Below are 16,931 nucleotides of genomic sequence, written 5' to 3'. Positions count from 1 at the left end.
TCAGGCATCATCGGTTCATGCCGACCAAAGAGTTCGACTGGCTGCCCACTCCCTCGCAGCACTTTCTCGTCGTCACTTTCGCCCTGCTGGTCTATGTGCTGACCACGCGCGCGCGCCGAGAGCAGCGCGCCCCCACCACCGCCATCGCCTGGGTCATGGGGCTGGTGCTGATGCCCTATTTCATCCTGCCGATGTACCTGCTGTTCGGCCAGCGCAAGCTGCGCCCGGCGGGCTCGCCGCGGCCGCCGCGCTCGGTGCCGCCGGGCCATTGGGCGGCCGACCTGATCGAGAGCTTCGGCCTCGCGCCGCCGGGGCCCTGCGCGATCCGCATGCATGCCGACGGCGAGGCCGCGCGCCAGGCGCTGATGGAGGTGATCGATGGCGCCCGCGAACGCATCGACGTATGCACCTTCATCATCGGCGACGACGTGCTGGGCCACTCGGTGCTCGAGCGGCTCGCGCAGCGCGCGCGAGAAGGCATCAAGGTGCGGGTGCTGCTCGACGGCTTCGGCGCGCTGTCGCTGCCGCGCCATCACTTCGACCGGCTGCGCTCGGCGGGCGGCGAAGTGGCGGTGTTCCGGCCCTTCTTCAGCCTGCGCCGCATGGGCCCGCGCAACCTGCGCAACCACCGCAAGTTCACCATTGCCGACGACGGCTGGCTGTGGTCGGGCGGACGCAACCTCGCGGGCGAGTACTTCACCGGCAACGACAGGCACCCGCAGGCCTGGCTCGATCTCTCCTTCGACCTGCGCGGCAGCGTGGCGGCCGCCGCGGCGCGCCAGTTCGACCACGACTGGGCCTCGGTGCGCAGCCGCAAGCCCCGCGCCATCACCGCGCCCGACGCGGAAGGCCCTGGCAGCGCCATGGCCCAGTTCCTGCCGAGCGGCCCCGACCAGACGGAGGACACGGCGCATGCGCTGCTGATCGACGCCTGCTTCCGCGCCGAGCACCGCATCCTCGCCATCACGCCCTACTTCGTGCCCGGCGACGGCCTGCGAGACGCCCTACGGCTGGCCGCGCGCCGCGGCGTGCAGGTGACCATCGCGATGCCCGCGCGCTCCAACCACCGGCTGGCCGACTTCGTGCGCGCACGCGCGATGCGCGACCTGGCGCGAGCGGGCGTGAGCTTTCGCATGCTGCCCTTCATGGCGCACGCCAAGGCGGTGGTGGTGGACGAGGAGCTCGCCATGTGCGGATCGATCAACCTCGACCTGCGCAGCCTGCTGCTCAACCACGAGGCTGCGGTCGTGTTCTACGGGCAGGACCACATCGACTGGCTGGCCGAGTGGATCGAGACCACCGCATCGGCCGGCGAGCCCTATCGCGCGCGGCGGCCGGGGCTGCTGCGCGACGTGGCCGAGGGGCTGCTGCTCACTGTTGCTTTCCAGCTCTAGGCGCTTGGTGCCAGGGCGGGCTGTAATCCGGGATGTACAGATGCAACAAAATTGAAACCAATTGAACAAGCACACTAAAATACCTACCGGTTTCGGGGATTGACAAGCCTTCCCGCCTGACCGGCTCACCCCGGAATGGACGCTGACGGATCTCCCGGCACCCCCTGCCTGGCGGGGTAGCCCGCTCGGATGCGGCTTTTCACGAGGCCGACCCGGGCGCCGTTCGTTGGAGTCTTGCGCCCCGATCCCGGGGAAAACCGATGCGAGCTTTCTTCTCGCTGCGTGCCCTGGCGAATCTGGCAAATCCGGCGTTGCTGCTCTGGACAACGCTTTTCGCGCTTTCCGGAATGCCGGGTACCGCTTTCGCCGCCCTGGACGAGATCGGCCGCGCTCCCCCCAGCACCCACCGTCTGAAGTTCATCGTCGACCCCGAGCTGGCCGCCGACATCGGCCCGGCCGAAGCCGCCCGCCGGCTCGCGCAGTACGTGGCCGACGTCAACACCGTCTTCACGCGCGAGACGGTGCGCAGCTTCTCCTTCGACCCGGCCGCCGACCTGCAGCTGACAGCGCCCGCCAATGCGCCGCAGTGCAGCTACAACGGCCTGATCAATGGCGAGGTGGTGGTCTGCGTCTCGAAATCCACGCGCGGCTACAGCCACGGCGGGCTCTCCACCAGCTGGACCTTTCCGCAGAAGGGCGTGGCCTGGAACCTGAACTGGATCGCCATCCACGACCCGCTGCGCCTGTCGCGCGCCCCCACGCCGGGCGCGCCAGAGTCCACCGAGAAGGACTACCTCGCCCGCCAGCTCAAGACCCTGCTGCACGAGTTGGAGCATGTGTTCGGCGCGGGCTCCGGCGAGTACTACAACAGCGTCGCCGTGGCCGACACCACCGGCGTCGCGCCCGTCACCGACCTTGCGCTCGCCAGCGACGGCGACCGCTACTGGTGGAGCCGCCAACACTGGCGGCTCGACCCGCTGCTGGGCACCGTCTTCGAACAGCGCCGCGACCCGGCCGCCAACCGCGTGGCCACGCTGGAGATGATCCGCTTCACCGAAGGCACGCGGGCCAACATCAATACCGACTGGACCGACTGGCCCAAGCTCGGCAGTTCGAAGTTCATGGCGGGCACCACCGCCACCCAGGTGCGCGTGACCGACCGCGACACCGGCGCCGCCCTGGCCGGCGCGCAGGTCTCGGTGTGGCGCAACCCGGGACTCGGCAAGCCGCTGGTGATGCTGTCGACCGGCGTGGCCGACGCCTCGGGCCGCTACCAGTTCGACTGGGACTGCGGCTTCAGCTGCTTCGCCGTCGGCAAGACCACGCTGCTGGTGAAGGCGCGCGCAGCCAACCGTGCGCCCGGCGCGACCTGGTTCACCATCTTCGACGCCTTCGAGCAGAAGGCGGTGCAGGGGCAGCCGATGTTCACCATCGACCTCGCGCTCGGCAGCCCCGACGCGACGCCGCCCACCGTGTCGGTGGCGGCCCCTTCGATGGCCACGGTGGGACAGCTCACCGTCATCGCACCCGCGGTGGTCGACAACGTGGGCATCGTCGGCGTGAAGGTCGTCGGCCGCGACAGCATTCCGATCTGCACCTTCACCGCCCCGCCCTTCACCTGCAGCTGGACGCCCGGCGCACCCGGCATGCAGACCATCCGCGTGATCGCGCTCGATGCGGCCGGCAACACGGCAGTGGCCGCGGCCAACGTGATCGTCAACCCGCCCTCGGACACCGTGCCGCCGGCGGTGGCCCTGACGGTGCCGGCGAGCGTGCCAGCGGGCACGGCAGCGCGGCTCGCCGCCAACGCATCCGACAACGTCGGCGTGGCCGAGGTGAAGTTCATCGTCGATGGCAGGACGGCCTGCGCCCTGCACGCCGCCCCTTACGTGTGCGCCTGGACGCCGAAGCGGGCCGGCGGGGCGAACGTCGAAGTGCGCGCGACGGACGCGGCGGGCAACGTGGCCAGCACCTCCGCCGCCATGCGCATCGAGGGCCTGCGTCCGGAAGACCTCTAGGCCATGGGCGGCGGCCGCCCGCTCGGTCGGCAGCTGCCGGTCGTTGCCTGCGTCAGTACCTGTTGGTGAAGCTCGCGTTACCCAGCCCGGTGCCGATGGTCAGCACGCCCCAGTGGCGCACGTCGCGCATGAAGGGCAGCTCGCTCAGGCCCTGCACCACTGCGTCGTTGTGCATCAGTACCAGCGTCGGGCCGGAGCCCATCATCGGCATGCGGCGCCACAGCTGGCTGGGCAAATGGAAGGCATGGCCTTCCCAGTCGCCCGGCAGGTTCTGCGCGCCTCGCGCGATGGAGCCATCGGGCCGGATGAGGCCCGGACAGCCGATGCCGATGAAAGGAGCGAGCCGGATCTTCTTGCGCTCGCTGTAGAGGATCATGTCCTGCAGCATGTAGGCGATGTGATCGACCATGCCGCCGCGGTTGGGGCCCTCGTCGGCATGGCGCCACTTCTCGCGCCGCACCACCTTCGCGAGCGAGAAGTCGGGTGCCTTGCGGTGGCGCGTCTTCACGATGCCGCATCGCACGTTGGTGCCGCCGATGTCGACCGCCAGGATCGCGTCGTGCCCCTTCAGCATGGCCGGCGGCACCAGGTGCACCCAGCCGATCAGGCCGCCGTCGTCCACGTCGTGCGACAGGCGCGCGATCTGCACGTGCAGGCCCATCTCCTCGAGGATGGCGCCGGTCTGCAGGATGGCGCGCTCGCCCACGTCGCTCTCGGGAAAGCCGCCGCCGATCACGATGCGCTCGACCTTCTTCCACGAGGGCTGGCGCATGAAGCGCTGGATCACGAAGGCCAGCTCCTGCGCGAATTCCTCGATGGCCACGTGCATCAGGTCGGTGGCTTCCGACGCCTTCTTCTCGCTCAGCGCGCGATCGAGCACCTTCTTCGAGAGGTCGCGCGAGTGCGAAGTGCCCAGCGGATCCTTGCCGTTCTTGCGGCGGCGCTTGCGCCAGCGTTCCAGCAGCTCGCGGAAGGCGGTCTGGCTGGCCTGGTCACCGACGAAGCCGTCCTTGTCGCGCAGCTGGAGGCTGTAGCCGTCCACCTGCAGGCCGGGCAATTCGCGCAGGCCGTGGACGTTGGGGCCGGGGAGGTTGTCGTCGCTCGCGGGTGGGGTCTTTTTCTTCATCGCTGGCCACTTTGGCCCCGGACGGCCGCCGGCCCCATCGGCACCGCACGCCAGGGTTTGTAGGAGATCGACGGGTACGCGCGACGAGGCGTTGTCTATACACTGGCCCGGATGCACCTGCCTCGCAGCTTCGCGCGCGCCGCCCTGCTCCTCGTCATCGCCTGGCTTGCCGTCTGCAGTGCCGCGCGGGCGGCCGACGAGACGCTGCGCGTCGGCTCCAAGCGCTTCACCGAGTCGTACATCCTGGCCGAGCTGCTGGCGCAGACTGCCGCACCGCACACGGCCACGCCGCCGGTGGTTCGCCAAGGGCTGGGCAACACGGCCATCGTCTACGAGGCCCTGCGCTCGGGCGCCATCGACCTCTACGCCGAATACACCGGCACCATCGCGCAGGAAATCCTCAAGGGCACACCCGCGGGCACGCGCGAGGAGATGAACGCCGCACTCGCGCCGATGGGCCTGGGCGTTGCGATTCCGCTGGGCTTCAACGACGGCTACGCGCTCGCGGTGCGCGCCGCCGATGCCGACCGGCTGGGCCTGCGCACGCTGAGCGACCTGGCGAAGCACCCCGAGCTGAAGTTCGGCCTCTCGAACGAATTCATCGGCCGTGCCGACGGCTGGAAGGGCCTGGCCGAGCGCTACGGCTTCGCGCAGGCGCCCACCGGCCTCGACCACGGCCTGGCCTACGACGCGGTGGCCGCCAAGCAGATCGACGTGATCGACATCTACACCACCGACGCCAAGATCGACCACCTGGGCCTGCGCGTGCTGGAGGACGACAGGAAGTACTTCCCGCGCTACGACGCCGTGGTGCTCTACAAGCTCGACCTGCCCAAACGGCTGCCCAAGGCCTGGGCCGCGCTGCAGGCGCTGGAGGGCAAGGTCGACGAGCACGCCATGATCGCGATGAATGCGCGCGCCGAGCTGCAAGGCGTGCCCTTCGACCAGATCGCGCACGACTTCATCGCCAGCACCTCCAGGGGCGCAGCGAATGCGCAGCCGCCGGAGGCACGCCGCGGCTTCGTCGCCAAGCTGTTCGGACCCGACCTGTGGAAGCTCGCGCGGCAGCACCTGCTGCTGGTGGCGCTGTCGGTGGGCATCGCGATCCTCGTGGGCGTGCCGATCGCGATCCTGGTGTTTCCGCACGTGCGGCTGCGTGCCGTGGTGCTGGGCTTCGCGAGCCTGCTGCAGACCGTGCCCTCGCTGGCGCTGCTGGCCGTCCTGATCTCGATGCTGGGCGCCATCGGCGCGCTGCCGGCGCTGATCGCGCTCACCCTCTACTCGCTGCTGCCGATCATGCGCAACACGGTGACGGGCCTGGCCGAAGTGCCCAACGGCCTGCGCCTCGCCGGCACGGCCCTGGGCATGACACCGCCGCAGAGCCTTCGCCTCGTGCTGCTGCCGCTCGCGCTGCCTACCCTGCTGGCGGGCGTGCGCACCGCCACCGCGATCGCCATCGGCACCGCCACCATCGCCGCCTTCATCGGCGCAGGCGGCTTCGGAGAACGCATCGTCACGGGCCTGGCCCTCAACGACCGCGAACTGCTGGTGGCAGGCGCACTGCCGGCCGCGGCTTTGGCCCTGTTGAGCGAAGGCGTCTTCGAACTCATCGAATACCTGATGCGCAGGCGCCGCCGGGCACCGCCCTCTTCATCGCCGTCTTGATGCGGGAGCGGACAGTCGAACGCAGAGGAACCCCGAAACATTTCTTCGGGTATTCCTTCCGCGCCCTCTTCGTCCGGCAGCCCGTTACCGATACGCTGAAGCTCAGGCCAGCGTGTAGGCCGTCTTCACCGTCGTGAAGAACTCCTGCGCATAGCGGCCCTGCTCGCGCGGACCGTAGCTCGAGCCCTTGCGGCCGCCGAAAGGCACGTGGTAGTCCACGCCCGCCGTCGGCAGGTTGACCATCACCATGCCGGCCTGGCTGTGGCGCTTGAAGTGCGTGGCGTACTTCAGGGAGGTGGTGGCGATGCCGGCCGAGAGGCCGAACTCGGTGTCGTTGGCCGTGGCCAGTGCCTCCTCGTAGTTCTTCACGCGGATCACGCTGGCCACCGGGCCGAAGATCTCTTCCTTGTTGATGCGCATGGTGGCGGCCGATTCGCTGAAGAGGGCCGGCGACATGTAGTAGCCGTCGGTTTCCAGCTTCAGCAGCTCGCCGCCGGCCGCCAGCGTCGCGCCTTCGCTCTTGCCGATGGCGACGTATTCCATGTCCTGGTCGAGCTGCGACTTCGACGAGACCGGCCCCATGTCGGTGCCCTGCGCGAGCGCGTCACCCACCTTGATCTTCGCCATGCGTTCCTTCATGGCGTCGATGAACTTCGGATAGATGCCTTCGGTGACGATCAGCCGGCTGGAGGCGGTGCAGCGCTGGCCGGTCGAGTAGAAAGCGCTCTGCACGCTCAGCTCCACGGCCTGTGCGAGGTCGGCATCGTCAAGAATCACCTGCGGGTTCTTGCCGCCCATTTCGAGCTGCACCTTCTTGTGGTTGGTGACGCACTGCACCGCGATGTTGCGGCCGACGCCCACCGAGCCGGTGAAGCTGATCGCGTGGATGCCCGGGTGGTTGACCAGCGCATTGCCGATCACGCTGCCGCGCCCCATCACCAGGTTGAACACGCCGGCCGGAATGCCCGAGCGGCTGATGATCTCCGCGATCGCCCAGGCGCTGCCCGGCACGAGGTCGGCGGGCTTGAGCACTACGCAGTTGCCGAAGGCCAGCGCGGGCGCGATCTTCCAGGCCGGGATGGCGATCGGGAAGTTCCACGGCGTGATGAGACCGACCACGCCCACCGGCTCGCGCGTGATCTCCACGCCGATGTTCGGCCGCACCGAAGGCAGAACCTCGCCCGACAGGCGCAGGCACTCGCCCGCGAAGAACTTGAAGATGTAGCCCGCGCGCGCGGCCTCGCCGATGCCCTCGGCCTTGGTCTTGCCCTCTTCCCGCGAGAGCAGCGTGCCCAGTTCTTCCTTGCGCGCGAGGATCTCGTTGCCGATCTTGTCGAGCGCGTCGGAGCGCGCCTGCACGCTGCCGGTGGCCCAGGCGGGGAAGGCCGCGGTGGCGGCGGCCACGGCCGCATCGACGTGCGAGGCATCGCCCTGCGTGTACTGGCCGATCACGTCGGACAGGTTGCTCGGATTGACGTTGGGGCTGTAGCCGGCGCCTGCACGCCATTCGCCGCCGATGAGGTTGTCGAAGTTCTGCATGTTGGGTCCTTTTTCAATACGGTTCGAAGAATCGCCAGTCATTACGGGAATACCGCGGAACCGGCTTTGCCGGGCCGCAGGTATTGCCCCCCTGCAAGGGGGTTGGCGGCCACACGAAGTGGGCAAGCCTGGGGGTGATTCTCTACCTCACCATGCAGGGCTTCTTGTTGTCGAAGGTCCACCCCGGGATGAGGTACTGCATGGCCTGCGCATCGTTGCGCGCGCCCAGTCCGTGCTTCAGGTACAGCTGGTGCGCCTTCTCGACCTCGTCCATGTCGAGCTCCACGCCCAGGCCGCCGCGCGTGGGCACCTTCACGAAGCCGTCCTCGATGCGCAGCGGCGCCTTCGTCAGGCGCTGGCCGTCCTGCCAGATCCAGTGCGTGTCGATGGCCGTCACCTTGCCGGGGGCCGCGGCGGCCACGTGGGTGAACATCGCGAGCGACACGTCGAAGTGGTTGTTGGAGTGAGAACCCCAGGTCAGGCCCCAGGCCTGGCACAGCTGCGCCACGCGCACCGAGCCCTGCAACGTCCAGAAATGCGGATCGGCCAGCGGGATGTCGACCGACTGCAGCGAGAGGCTGTGCACCATCTCGCGCCAGTCGGTGGCGACCATGTTGGTGGCGGTGGGCAGGCCGGTGGCGCGGCGGAACTCGGCCATCACCTCGCGGCCGGAGAACACGCCCTCGGCGCCGCACGGGTCCTCGGCGTAGGCCATCACGCCGTGCAGGTCGCGGCACAGGCGGATCGCGTCCTGCAGCAGCCAGCCGCCGTTGGGGTCGAGCGTGACGCGGGCCTTCGGAAAGCGCTCGTGCAGCGCACGGATCGCCTCGACCTCTTCCTCGCCGCGCAGCACGCCGCCCTTGAGCTTGAAGTCGGTGAAGCCGTAGCGCGCATGCGTGGCCTCGGCCAGGCGCACGATGGCCTCGGGCGTCATCGCCTCCTCGTGGCGCAGGCGGAACCAGTCGTTGTCGGCGCCGGGGTCGCTTTCGTACGGCAGATCGGTCTTGCTGCGATCGCCCACGTAGAAGAGGTAGCCGAGCATCTGCACCGCATCGCGCTGCTGGCCTTCGCCGAGCAGGGCCGCCACGGGCACTTCGAGGAACTGGCCCAGCAGGTCGAGCAGCGCGGCCTCGACGGCCGTGACCGCGTGGATGGTCACGCGCAGGTCGAAGGTCTGCAGGCCGCGCCCGCCGCTGTCGCGGCCGGCGAAGGCGCTGCGCATGCTGTTGAGGACCGCGTTGTGCCGGCCGATCGGCTGGCCGACGATGAGCTCGCGCGCGTCCTCCAGCGTCTGGCGGATCTTCTCGCCGCCGGGCACTTCGCCCACGCCGGTGTGGCCGGCGCTGTCGGTCAGGATCAGCAGGTTGCGCGTGAAGAACGGCCCGTGGGCGCCGCTCAGGTTCATCAGCATGCTGTCGTGGCCCGCAACCGGGACCACGCGCATGCCGGTGACGACGGGAGCGCCCGAAGGCGACGAAGTGGAGTCTGAAAGCGTCATCTTTTAATCAGTCCAAAACCGGGCCGGTCCTTTCGGGGAACACCGAGGAACCGGCTTTGCCGGGCCTCAGGTGTTGCCCCCGGCGAGGGGGTTGGCGAAGCGACACGAAGTGCGCGAAGCCTGGGGGAGAGCCAGTTATTCAGCGGTGATGTGGCGGGCGTCGATCAATGTCTTCCAACGCGTCCATTCGCGCAACTGGAAGGCGGTGAATTCCTCCGGCGTGCTGGCGACGATCTCCAGGCCCTGGTCGAGCATGCGCTTCTTCGTCTCCGGGTCCTGCATGGCGGCGACGACCGCGTCGCTCAGCTTCTTCTTCACAGCGGGCGGCAGGCCCTTGGGCGCGGCCATGCCCTGCCATGAATAGACCTCGGCGCCCTTCACGCCGGCCTCGGCCAGCGTGGGCACGTCGGGCAGCACCGGCGAGCGCTTGTCGCCCGTGACGGCGATGGCGCGCAGCTTGCCGCCGCGGATGTGCGGCAGCACCGCATTGACGTTCTGGAACGAGAAGTCGACCTGGTTGCCCAGCAGGTCGTTGATCGCGGGCGCACCGCCCTTGTAGGGCACGTGCACGCCTTCGGTCTTCGTCTGCTGCCAGAAGAGCTCGGCCGAGAGATGGTCGGACGAGCCGTTGCCCGAGCTCGCGAACGAGACCTTGCCCGGCGTCTTGCGCAGCAGCGCCAGCACGTCGTCCACCGTACGCTCCGGCCGCGCGACATTCGCGACGAGCACGTTGGGTGCCTGCACGGGCACGCTGATGTAGTCGAAGTCTTTCGTCGCGTCGTAGGACACGCTCTTCTGCAGGTGCGGCGTGACGACGAAGGCGCCGAGCGAGGACACCAGCAGCGTGTAGCCATCGGGCGCTGCGCGCTTCACCTGGCCGGTGCCGATGGTGCCGGTGGCGCCGGGCCGGTTGTCGACGACGAAGCTGCCGCCGAGCTTCGTCTGCAGCTGCAGCGCGATGGTGCGGGCGACCATGTCGGTGGAACCGCCGGCAGGGAACGGCACGATGATCGTCACCGGCCTCTGCTGGGGCCACGCGTCCGCTTGCGCGACGGCGGCCTGGGGCAGCAGCACGGCCGAGGCGGACGCGAAGGCCGCCGCAAGAAGACTTCGCCTTTGCATGCGCGTCATCCGGTCAGATCCTCACGGCCTGCCGGGCCAGCAGCTTCCAGCTGCCGCCCTGCTTCTGCCAGACGCCGAGGATCTTCAGCGCCACCTTGCCGGGCTTGCCCGAGTCGTTGGTGTCGGCCGTGAGCGTGTGGCGCACGATGGCCGTGTTGCCGTCGACCACCTTGATGGTCTGGTCGGTGATGGCGATGGTCACGAAGTCGGACTTGCCGTCGAGCAGGTCGGCGATGAAGCTGGCCTTGGTGTCGACCTTGCCGCCCGAATGGCCGTAGCTGAGGTCGTCGGCCACCAGCGCGCCCAGGGCCGGCGCGGTGGGATCGATCATCGCGATGCGCAGCCGCTCGGCGGCCGCGGCCACCTCGGGCGCTGCCGACGCGGCATTGCCCGCAGGCATCACCGAGCAGGCCGAGAAAAGGGCCGCCGAAGCGGCGATCAGGAAGAGCTTCTTGAGGAACATGGCGTCTTGTCTCCGTTGTTGTGATGGGTCTTGCGCCAGGAGCCGGCTTACTGAGGGCCGAGCGCGTCGATCAGCGCCTTGAGCTTTTCCATCTCCTCGGGCGTGAGGTCGGTGAGCGGTGCGCGCACGGGGCCGGCGTCGTGGCCGACGATCCTTGCGCCGGCCTTCACGATGCTCACCGCGTAGCCCGGCACGCGGTTGCGCAGCTCGAGGTAGGGCATGAAGAAGTTCTTCAGCAGGCGGTGCTGCGTCGGCAGGTCGTCGGCGGCGACGGCCTTGTAGAAGTCCATGGCGGTCTTCGGAATGAAGTTGAAGACGGCCGACGAATACACCGGCGTGCCCATCGCCTTGTAGGCGGCGGCGTAGACCTCGGCGGTGGGCAGGCCGCCCAGGTAGGCGAAGCGGTCGCCCATCTTCTGGTAGATGGCGACCATGGCCTCGATGTCGCCCACGCCGTCCTTGAAGCCGACGAGGTTGGGGTTGCGTTCGGCCAGTGCGGCCAGGGTGTCGGGCTTGAGGCGGCTGGTGGCGCGGTTGTAGACGATCACGCCGAACTTCACGCTCCTGCACACGGCCTCGACGTGCGCGGCCAGGCCTTCCTGGCCGGCTTCGGTGAGGTAGTGCGGCAGCAGCAGGATGCCGTGCGCGCCGGCCTTCTCTGCGGCCTGCGCGCACTGGATGGCGAAGCGCGTGGGGCCGCCGGCGCCCGCGATGATCGGCACCACACCGCGGCAGGTGTCCACTGCCGTCTGGATGATTCCCGGGTACTCGTCGCCGGTCAGCGAGAAGAACTCGCCAGTGCCGCCGGCCGCGAACAGCGCGCTCGCGCCGTAGGGGGCGAGCCATTCGAGGCGCTGCTGGTAGCCCTTCTTGTTGAAGTCGCCGTTGCTGTCGAAGTCGGTCAACGGGAACGAGAGCAGGCCGGAGCCCATGATGGTCTTGAGTTCTTGCGGGTTCATCGGGAAGAGTCCAGTGAAGATGAGGAAAAGGAGAAGGAAATGCTGCGGGCGATGCGGCCGCCGCCGGGCCGCCCCAAGGCGAGCCGCGCCTCCCCCTCGGGGGGTGGCGAATTACACGGAGCGCAGCGAGTGAAAAGCCGGGGGGCGGGCATGACTAGTCGAGCCTGACGTTGGCGTCCTTGATGACCTGGGCCCAGCGCGCTCGCTCCTTGGCGAAGAACTGGTCCTGTTCGGGCGCGGTCATGGTCACGACCTCGGCGCCCTGGCCGGCGAGGCGGGCGCGGATGTCGGCGGTGCGGATGATGCGCACCAGCTCGCGATTGAGCCGATTGACGATCGCGTCAGGCACGCCGCGCGCGGCGACCATGCCCTGCCAGGTGCCCGACTCGTAGCCGGGGGCGCCCTGCTCCGCGATGGTCGGCACGCTGCCGATCAGCGGCATGCGCGTGGCCTTGGACACTGCGATCAGCTTGAGCTTGCCGGCCTGCACCTGCGGGTAGGTGGCGAGCATGCCGTTCATCAGCACCTGAGTCTGGCCCGACACGGTGTCGAGCACGGCCTGCACGCCGCCCTTGTAGGGCACGTACTCCCATTTGGCGCCGATGCGGCGCTGCAGTTCGATGCCCGCGAGATGCGCGGTGCTGCCGCTGGCGGTGACGGCGAAGTTGAGATCGCTTTTCTTCGAGAGCTCGACCAGCTCCTTCAGCGTGCCGGCCTGCACCGACGGGTGCACCACCAGCAGGTGCGGCGAGTAGGCCAGCATGGCCACGCTGCGCAGGTCCTTCGACGGGTCGAAAGGCAGCTTGGGATACAGCGACGGGCTGATGGCCAGCGCGCCGAGGTCGCACAGCATCAGCGTGTAGCCGTCGGCCGGCGCCTTGGCCAGCAGGTCGGCGCCGAGGTTGCCGTTGGCGCCGGCCTTGTTGTCGATGACGACGGGCTGCCCGAGCGCCTCCGACAGCGGCTGGCTGATGGCGCGCGCAATGATGTCGGAAGAGCCGCCCGGCGGGTACGGAACGATGATGCGGATCGGCTTCGAGGGCCAGTTGCCTGTGCCGCCCTGCGCGCCTGCCGCGGCCTGCGCGAAGGAGCGCGCCGGCAGGCTGGCGGCCAGCGTGGTGGCGAGCGCGACGCCGAGTGCGCCGCGTCGGGAGATGGTCATGCTGCCTCCTGTTGTTCGATGGTCGTCACTGCCTTGCGCGCAATGAGCCGCACAAGTTATCAGTCATCGTACAACTAGGCAGACGACTTGTCCAGCAGGCCGGACAAGAAAAATGTCAGTGGGAGGAGGCGCTGTCGGACGACGGCGGGGACGCATCGCCCCCAGCAGTGGCGGCGGCATCGGCCTTCGCCTTCTGCTGCGCGGCCTCCTGCGCCATGCGCAGCCGCTCGCGGCTGTTGGTCAGGTGGATGCGCATGGCGGCGCGCGCCGATTCGGCGTCGCGCCGCGCGATGGCAGCGTAGATCTCTTCGTGCTCGCGGTTGACGCGGCTCAGGTAAGGCGCCCCGCCCTCGTGCGTGCGGATGGCGCTGATGCGGGTGCGCGGGATGAGCGTGGTGCCCAGGTGCCGCATGATGTCCGCGAAGTAAGGATTGCCGGTCGACTCGGCGATCTGCAGGTGGAAGCGGAAGTCCGGCCCCACCGTGTCGCCGGCCACCACCACGTTGCGCTCGAAGTCGTCGAGCGCCTGCCGCATGGCGACCAGCTGTTCGTCGGTGCGGCGGCTGGCGGCGAGGCCGGCAGACTCGGTCTCCAGGCTGATGCGCAACTCCAGCACGGCGAGCACGTCGACGGAGGCGGCGATCTCGCCCGGATCGAGGCGGAACACCCCACCCGTTCGCGGCTGCAGCACGAAGGTGCCCACGCCGTGCAGCGTCTCGACCAGCCCCGCGGCCTGCAGCTTCGACAGCGCCTCGCGCACCACGGTGCGGCTCACGCCATAGGCCTGCATGATGGCCGACTCGGTCGGCAGCTTGTCGCCAGGGCGCAGCGCCTGGCTGCGGATCTTCTCGCCCAGGTCTTCCACCAGCCCGTGCGCGAGTCCGCGCGCACGCTGCCGCGGACGCCCCACGAAAGACGGCGCCGAAGAAGCGGCCTCCGCCGGAGCGTCCGACACCAAGGGATTACCCGCAGTCGTCTGAACCATGGCCACGATGATAATCTCCAAACTAGTTGTACGACAACCGATAACTTATCACTCAACTCCCAAGCGTCGCGGGCGAATCCGCCGGCGGCCTGCGGTTTCCACGGCACCGAAATGCAGCGCCTTTTCGACCTCACGACCGACCTTGCTTGCACGGCATCGTACCGGCCGCTCCAGCGAAACCGCCGCAACGCTCACCCCTCGGAAACCATGACTCCTGCATGCAAGGACGAGCAGCCATGACAGACAACAACAAGATGAACCGCCTCCTGCTGACCGGCGCGGCCGGCGGCCTCGGCAAGGTGCTGCGCGAACGGCTCAAGCCGTATGCGAACGTGCTGCGGCTGTCGGACATCGCCGCGCTGGCGCCGGCTGCCGATGCGCACGAGGAAGTCGTGCCCTGCGACCTCGCCGACAAGGCCGCGGTGCACGCGCTGGTGGAAGGCTGCGACGCCATCGTCCACCTGGGCGGCGTGTCGGTGGAGCGGCCGTTCGAGGAGATCCTCGAGGCCAACATCAAGGGCGTGTTCCACATCTACGAGGCCGCGCGCCGCCACGGGGTGAAGCGCGTGGTGTTCGCGAGCTCCAACCACGTGATCGGCTTCTACAAGCAGAGCGAACGCATCGATGCCCACGCTGCGCGCCGGCCCGACGGCTACTACGGCCTGTCGAAGTCCTTCGGCGAGGATGTGGCGCAGTTCTACTTCGACCGCTGGGGCATCGAGACGGTGAGCATCCGCATCGGCTCGTCTTTTCCCGAGCCGGCCAACCGCCGGATGATGAGCACGTGGCTGAGCTACCGCGACCTGACTTCGCTGATCGAGAAGTCGCTCTTCACGCCCGACGTGAAGCACACCGTGGTCTACGGCATGTCGAACAACCGCGACGTGTGGTGGGACAACAGTGCGGCCGCGCACCTGGGCTTCGTGGCGCAGGACAGCTCCGAAGTGTTCCGCGACAAGATCGAGCAGCAGCCCCCCGTCGCGCCCACCGACCCCAACGCCATCTACCAGGGCGGCGCCTTCACGGCACAGGGTCCGTTCGGTGATTCAGGCAATGCGCGCTGAGCTCGTCCTCGACGCACGCAACGGCACCGGCGAGAGCCCGGTGTGGCATGCCGCCGAGCAGGCGCTGTACTGGGTCGACATTCCCGCGCGCACGCTGAACCGCTGGCACGCGAGCGAAGGCCACGTGCAGTGGAAGGCCGACGAGATGATCGCCTGCATCGCGCCGCGCGCCGACGCGCCCGGCGAGTGGATCGCCGGCATGGAAAGCGGCCTCTTCTCGCTGAAGCCGCAGGCCGACGGCACGCTGGCCGCCGCCTCGCTCGCCCGCGTCGAACACGCTGCGCCCGCCATGCGCTTCAACGACGGACGCTGCGACCGCCAGGGCCGCTTCTGGGCCGGCACCATGCTGCTCGACATGGCCGCAGGCGCGCGCGTCGGCCGCCTCTACAGCTACGGCAAGGGCGACCGCGGTGCCGCCCTTCGGCTCGACGACCTCATCGTGCCCAACGCCCTGGCCTTCAGCCCCGACGGCCGCACCATGTACCTCTCCGATTCGCACCCCGCGGTACAAGCCGTCTGGGCCTTCGACTACGACACCGCCACCGGCACGCCGAGCAACCGGCGCCTCTTCGTCGACATGAAGCCCCTGCCCGGCCGACCCGACGGCGCCGCCATCGACACAGACGGCTGCTACTGGATCTGCGGCAACGACGCGGGCCTGGTGCACCGCTTCACGCCCGATGGCCGGCTCGACCGATCTCTCGAAGTGCCGGTGAAGAAGCCAGCGATGTGCGCCTTCGGCGGCGCGGGCCTCGACACCCTGTTCGTCACCTCGATCCGCCCCGGCGGCATCGACCTGTCGGACCAGCCGCTCGCCGGCGGCGTCTTCGCGCTGCGGCCCGGCGCGCAGGGCGTCCCGGAACCGGCCTTCGGCAGCTGAACCCCTTTCAACAACCACCAAGCAAGAGGACGAGACAAATGAAATTCGCCAAGAAGACCCTGATCGCAATTTCCGCGTGCGCAGCAGCCGCGCTGACCACCATGGCTGCACACGCCACCGAGTTCCGTTCGGCCGACATCCACCCCGACGACTACCCCACCGTGACCGCGGTGAAGTTCATGAGCGAGCGCCTGAAGGCGCTGTCGGGCGGCAAGCACAGCATCAAGGTGTTCAACAACAGTGCGCTCGGCAGCGAGAAGGACACGATCGAGCAGACCAAGATCGGCGCGCTGCAGATGGTGCGCGTGAACATCGCGCCGATGAACAACATCTGCCCCGAGACGCAGGTGCCGACCATGCCCTTCCTGTTCCGCTCGGTCGACCACCTGCACAAGGTGCTCGACGGCCCGATCGGCGAGGAGATCCTGAAGTCGTGCGAGAAGCAGGGCTTCGTCGGCCTGGCCTACTACGACAGCGGCGCGCGCTCGATGTTCACCGCCAAGAAGCCGGTGCGCAGCTTCGCCGACATGAAGGGCCTGAAGGTGCGCGTGCAGCAGTCCGACCTGTGGGTGTCGATGCTCGAGGCCATGGGCGCCAACGCCACGCCGATGCCGATGGGCGAGGTGTACACGGGCCTGAAGACCGGCCTGATCGACGCCGCCGAGAACAACTACCCCACCTATGAGAGCGCCCGCGCTTTCGAGGTGGCCAAGTACTACAGCAAGACCGAGCACTCGATGGCGCCCGAGATGCTGCTGTTCTCCAAGCGCGCGTGGGACAAGCTCTCGGCCGAGGAGCAAGGCTGGATCCGCCAGGCCGCCAAGGAGTCGGTGCCCTACATGCGCAAGCAGTGGGAAGAGCGCGAAGTGAAGTCGCTGGCCACCGTGAAGGCCGGCGGCGCCGAGATCATCGAGGTGGACAAGGCGCCGTTCCAGGCGGCGATGAAGCCGGTGTACGACAAGTTCATCACGGACGCGAAGCTGAAGGACCTGGTCAAGCGCGTCCAGGACACGAAGTGAGCGAGCCGCGCTGCTGAACCAACTCCTTCCCCCTCTG

Annotated in this window: 14 protein-coding genes; 6 read left to right on the top strand and 8 right to left on the bottom strand. The window is 68.5% G+C overall.

Annotated elements, in window-relative coordinates; translation table 11 throughout:
• Positions 1 to 17: 17 nt before the first annotated feature.
• Together G369_RS0120160 and G369_RS0120155 are read left to right on the top strand one after the other, a co-directional pair.
• A complete protein-coding gene (locus G369_RS0120160) occupies positions 18 to 1,394 on the top strand; it encodes a phospholipase D-like domain-containing protein (protein ID WP_019655838.1) in 1,377 nt (458 codons plus the stop codon).
• Between the two features lie 347 nt (positions 1,395 to 1,741).
• Positions 1,742 to 3,412 (top strand): Ig-like domain-containing protein, encoded by a 1,671-nt coding sequence (locus tag G369_RS0120155; RefSeq protein ID WP_019655837.1) that lies wholly within the window; start codon positions 1,742 to 1,744, stop codon positions 3,410 to 3,412.
• Between the two features lie 52 nt (positions 3,413 to 3,464).
• Here the strand turns inward: G369_RS0120155 and G369_RS0120150 are convergent, their stop codons facing one another.
• A complete protein-coding gene (locus G369_RS0120150) occupies positions 3,465 to 4,538 on the bottom strand; it encodes an ROK family protein (RefSeq protein ID WP_019655836.1) in 1,074 nt (357 codons plus the stop codon).
• A gap of 111 nt (positions 4,539 to 4,649) precedes the next feature.
• Here G369_RS0120150 and G369_RS0120145 point away from each other — a divergent pair, with 111 nt between their 5' ends.
• Positions 4,650 to 6,203: an ABC transporter permease/substrate-binding protein gene (locus G369_RS0120145; protein WP_019655835.1), complete on the top strand. Its 1,554-nt coding sequence runs from the start codon at positions 4,650 to 4,652 to the stop codon at positions 6,201 to 6,203.
• Positions 6,204 to 6,305: 102 nt separating this feature from the next.
• Here the strand turns inward: G369_RS0120145 and G369_RS0120140 are convergent, their stop codons facing one another.
• From G369_RS0120140 to G369_RS0120110, 7 genes are all read right to left on the bottom strand, one after another.
• Entirely contained in the window at positions 6,306 to 7,742 is a 1,437-nt protein-coding gene (locus tag G369_RS0120140) for an aldehyde dehydrogenase family protein (protein WP_019655834.1), read from the bottom strand.
• Between the two features lie 142 nt (positions 7,743 to 7,884).
• Positions 7,885 to 9,240 (bottom strand): glucarate dehydratase, encoded by a 1,356-nt coding sequence (gene gudD / locus G369_RS0120135; RefSeq protein ID WP_019655833.1) that lies wholly within the window; start codon positions 9,238 to 9,240, stop codon positions 7,885 to 7,887.
• A gap of 135 nt (positions 9,241 to 9,375) precedes the next feature.
• Entirely contained in the window at positions 9,376 to 10,362 is a 987-nt protein-coding gene (locus G369_RS0120130; protein WP_184607272.1) for a Bug family tripartite tricarboxylate transporter substrate binding protein, read from the bottom strand.
• A 13-nt stretch (positions 10,363 to 10,375) separates the two neighbouring features.
• Positions 10,376 to 10,825, bottom strand: a complete 450-nt coding sequence (locus G369_RS0120125; RefSeq protein ID WP_019655831.1) for a nuclear transport factor 2 family protein — start codon at positions 10,823 to 10,825, stop codon at positions 10,376 to 10,378.
• Between the two features lie 47 nt (positions 10,826 to 10,872).
• Positions 10,873 to 11,784, bottom strand: coding sequence for a 5-dehydro-4-deoxyglucarate dehydratase (gene kdgD, locus G369_RS0120120; RefSeq protein WP_019655830.1), 912 nt, complete (start codon positions 11,782 to 11,784; stop codon positions 10,873 to 10,875).
• 154 nt (positions 11,785 to 11,938) lie between these two features.
• Entirely contained in the window at positions 11,939 to 12,946 is a 1,008-nt protein-coding gene (locus tag G369_RS0120115) for a Bug family tripartite tricarboxylate transporter substrate binding protein (RefSeq protein WP_019655829.1), read from the bottom strand.
• Positions 12,947 to 13,061: 115 nt separating this feature from the next.
• Entirely contained in the window at positions 13,062 to 13,931 is an 870-nt protein-coding gene (locus tag G369_RS0120110) for a FadR/GntR family transcriptional regulator (protein WP_038115410.1), read from the bottom strand.
• A 236-nt stretch (positions 13,932 to 14,167) separates the two neighbouring features.
• On the opposite strand from G369_RS0120110, the gene G369_RS0120105 reads away from it, so the two are divergent.
• The 3 genes from G369_RS0120105 to G369_RS0120095 are packed head-to-tail and all read left to right on the top strand — an operon-like array spanning position 14,168 to position 16,894.
• Entirely contained in the window at positions 14,168 to 14,995 is an 828-nt protein-coding gene (locus G369_RS0120105; protein ID WP_019655827.1) for an NAD-dependent epimerase/dehydratase family protein, read from the top strand.
• Complete coding sequence (locus tag G369_RS0120100) at positions 14,985 to 15,875, top strand: SMP-30/gluconolactonase/LRE family protein (RefSeq protein ID WP_019655826.1); 891 nt, start codon at positions 14,985 to 14,987, stop codon at positions 15,873 to 15,875. Before G369_RS0120105 ends, G369_RS0120100 begins: the two co-directional genes overlap by 11 nt.
• A gap of 38 nt (positions 15,876 to 15,913) precedes the next feature.
• Positions 15,914 to 16,894 carry a TRAP transporter substrate-binding protein gene (locus G369_RS0120095; protein WP_019655825.1) on the top strand — a complete coding sequence of 327 codons (981 nt, stop codon included), beginning with the start codon at positions 15,914 to 15,916 and terminating at the stop codon, positions 16,892 to 16,894.
• Positions 16,895 to 16,931: the final 37 nt, after the last annotated feature.

Source organism: Variovorax atrisoli 110B, assembly GCF_000382045.1.
In the GTDB taxonomy this organism is placed as follows: domain Bacteria; phylum Pseudomonadota; class Gammaproteobacteria; order Burkholderiales; family Burkholderiaceae_C; genus Variovorax; species Variovorax atrisoli.
Note: the sequence above shows the minus strand (reverse complement) of the source record. Positions and strands in the feature narration are given on the sequence as shown.

Bases quoted from the DNA above. Each gene is read 5' to 3' on its own strand.
- G369_RS0120145 (WP_019655835.1), top strand. From the start codon at position 4,650: ATGCACCTGCCTCGCAGCTTCGCGCGCGCCGCCCTGCTCCTCGTCATC.
- G369_RS0120160 (WP_019655838.1), top strand. From the start codon at position 18: ATGCCGACCAAAGAGTTCGACTGGCTGCCCACTCCCTCGCAGCACTTT.
- G369_RS0120100 (WP_019655826.1), top strand. From the start codon at position 14,985: ATGCGCGCTGAGCTCGTCCTCGACGCACGCAACGGCACCGGCGAGAGC.
- G369_RS0120130 (WP_184607272.1), bottom strand. From the start codon at position 10,362: ATGCAAAGGCGAAGTCTTCTTGCGGCGGCCTTCGCGTCCGCCTCGGCC.
- G369_RS0120115 (WP_019655829.1), bottom strand. From the start codon at position 12,946: ATGACCATCTCCCGACGCGGCGCACTCGGCGTCGCGCTCGCCACCACG.
- G369_RS0120125 (WP_019655831.1), bottom strand. From the start codon at position 10,825: ATGTTCCTCAAGAAGCTCTTCCTGATCGCCGCTTCGGCGGCCCTTTTC.
- G369_RS0120105 (WP_019655827.1), top strand. From the start codon at position 14,168: ATGACAGACAACAACAAGATGAACCGCCTCCTGCTGACCGGCGCGGCC.
- G369_RS0120110 (WP_038115410.1), bottom strand. From the start codon at position 13,931: ATGGTTCAGACGACTGCGGGTAATCCCTTGGTGTCGGACGCTCCGGCG.
- kdgD (WP_019655830.1), bottom strand. From the start codon at position 11,784: ATGAACCCGCAAGAACTCAAGACCATCATGGGCTCCGGCCTGCTCTCG.
- G369_RS0120155 (WP_019655837.1), top strand. From the start codon at position 1,742: ATGCCGGGTACCGCTTTCGCCGCCCTGGACGAGATCGGCCGCGCTCCC.
- gudD (WP_019655833.1), bottom strand. From the start codon at position 9,240: ATGACGCTTTCAGACTCCACTTCGTCGCCTTCGGGCGCTCCCGTCGTC.
- G369_RS0120095 (WP_019655825.1), top strand. From the start codon at position 15,914: ATGAAATTCGCCAAGAAGACCCTGATCGCAATTTCCGCGTGCGCAGCA.
- G369_RS0120140 (WP_019655834.1), bottom strand. From the start codon at position 7,742: ATGCAGAACTTCGACAACCTCATCGGCGGCGAATGGCGTGCAGGCGCC.
- G369_RS0120150 (WP_019655836.1), bottom strand. From the start codon at position 4,538: ATGAAGAAAAAGACCCCACCCGCGAGCGACGACAACCTCCCCGGCCCC.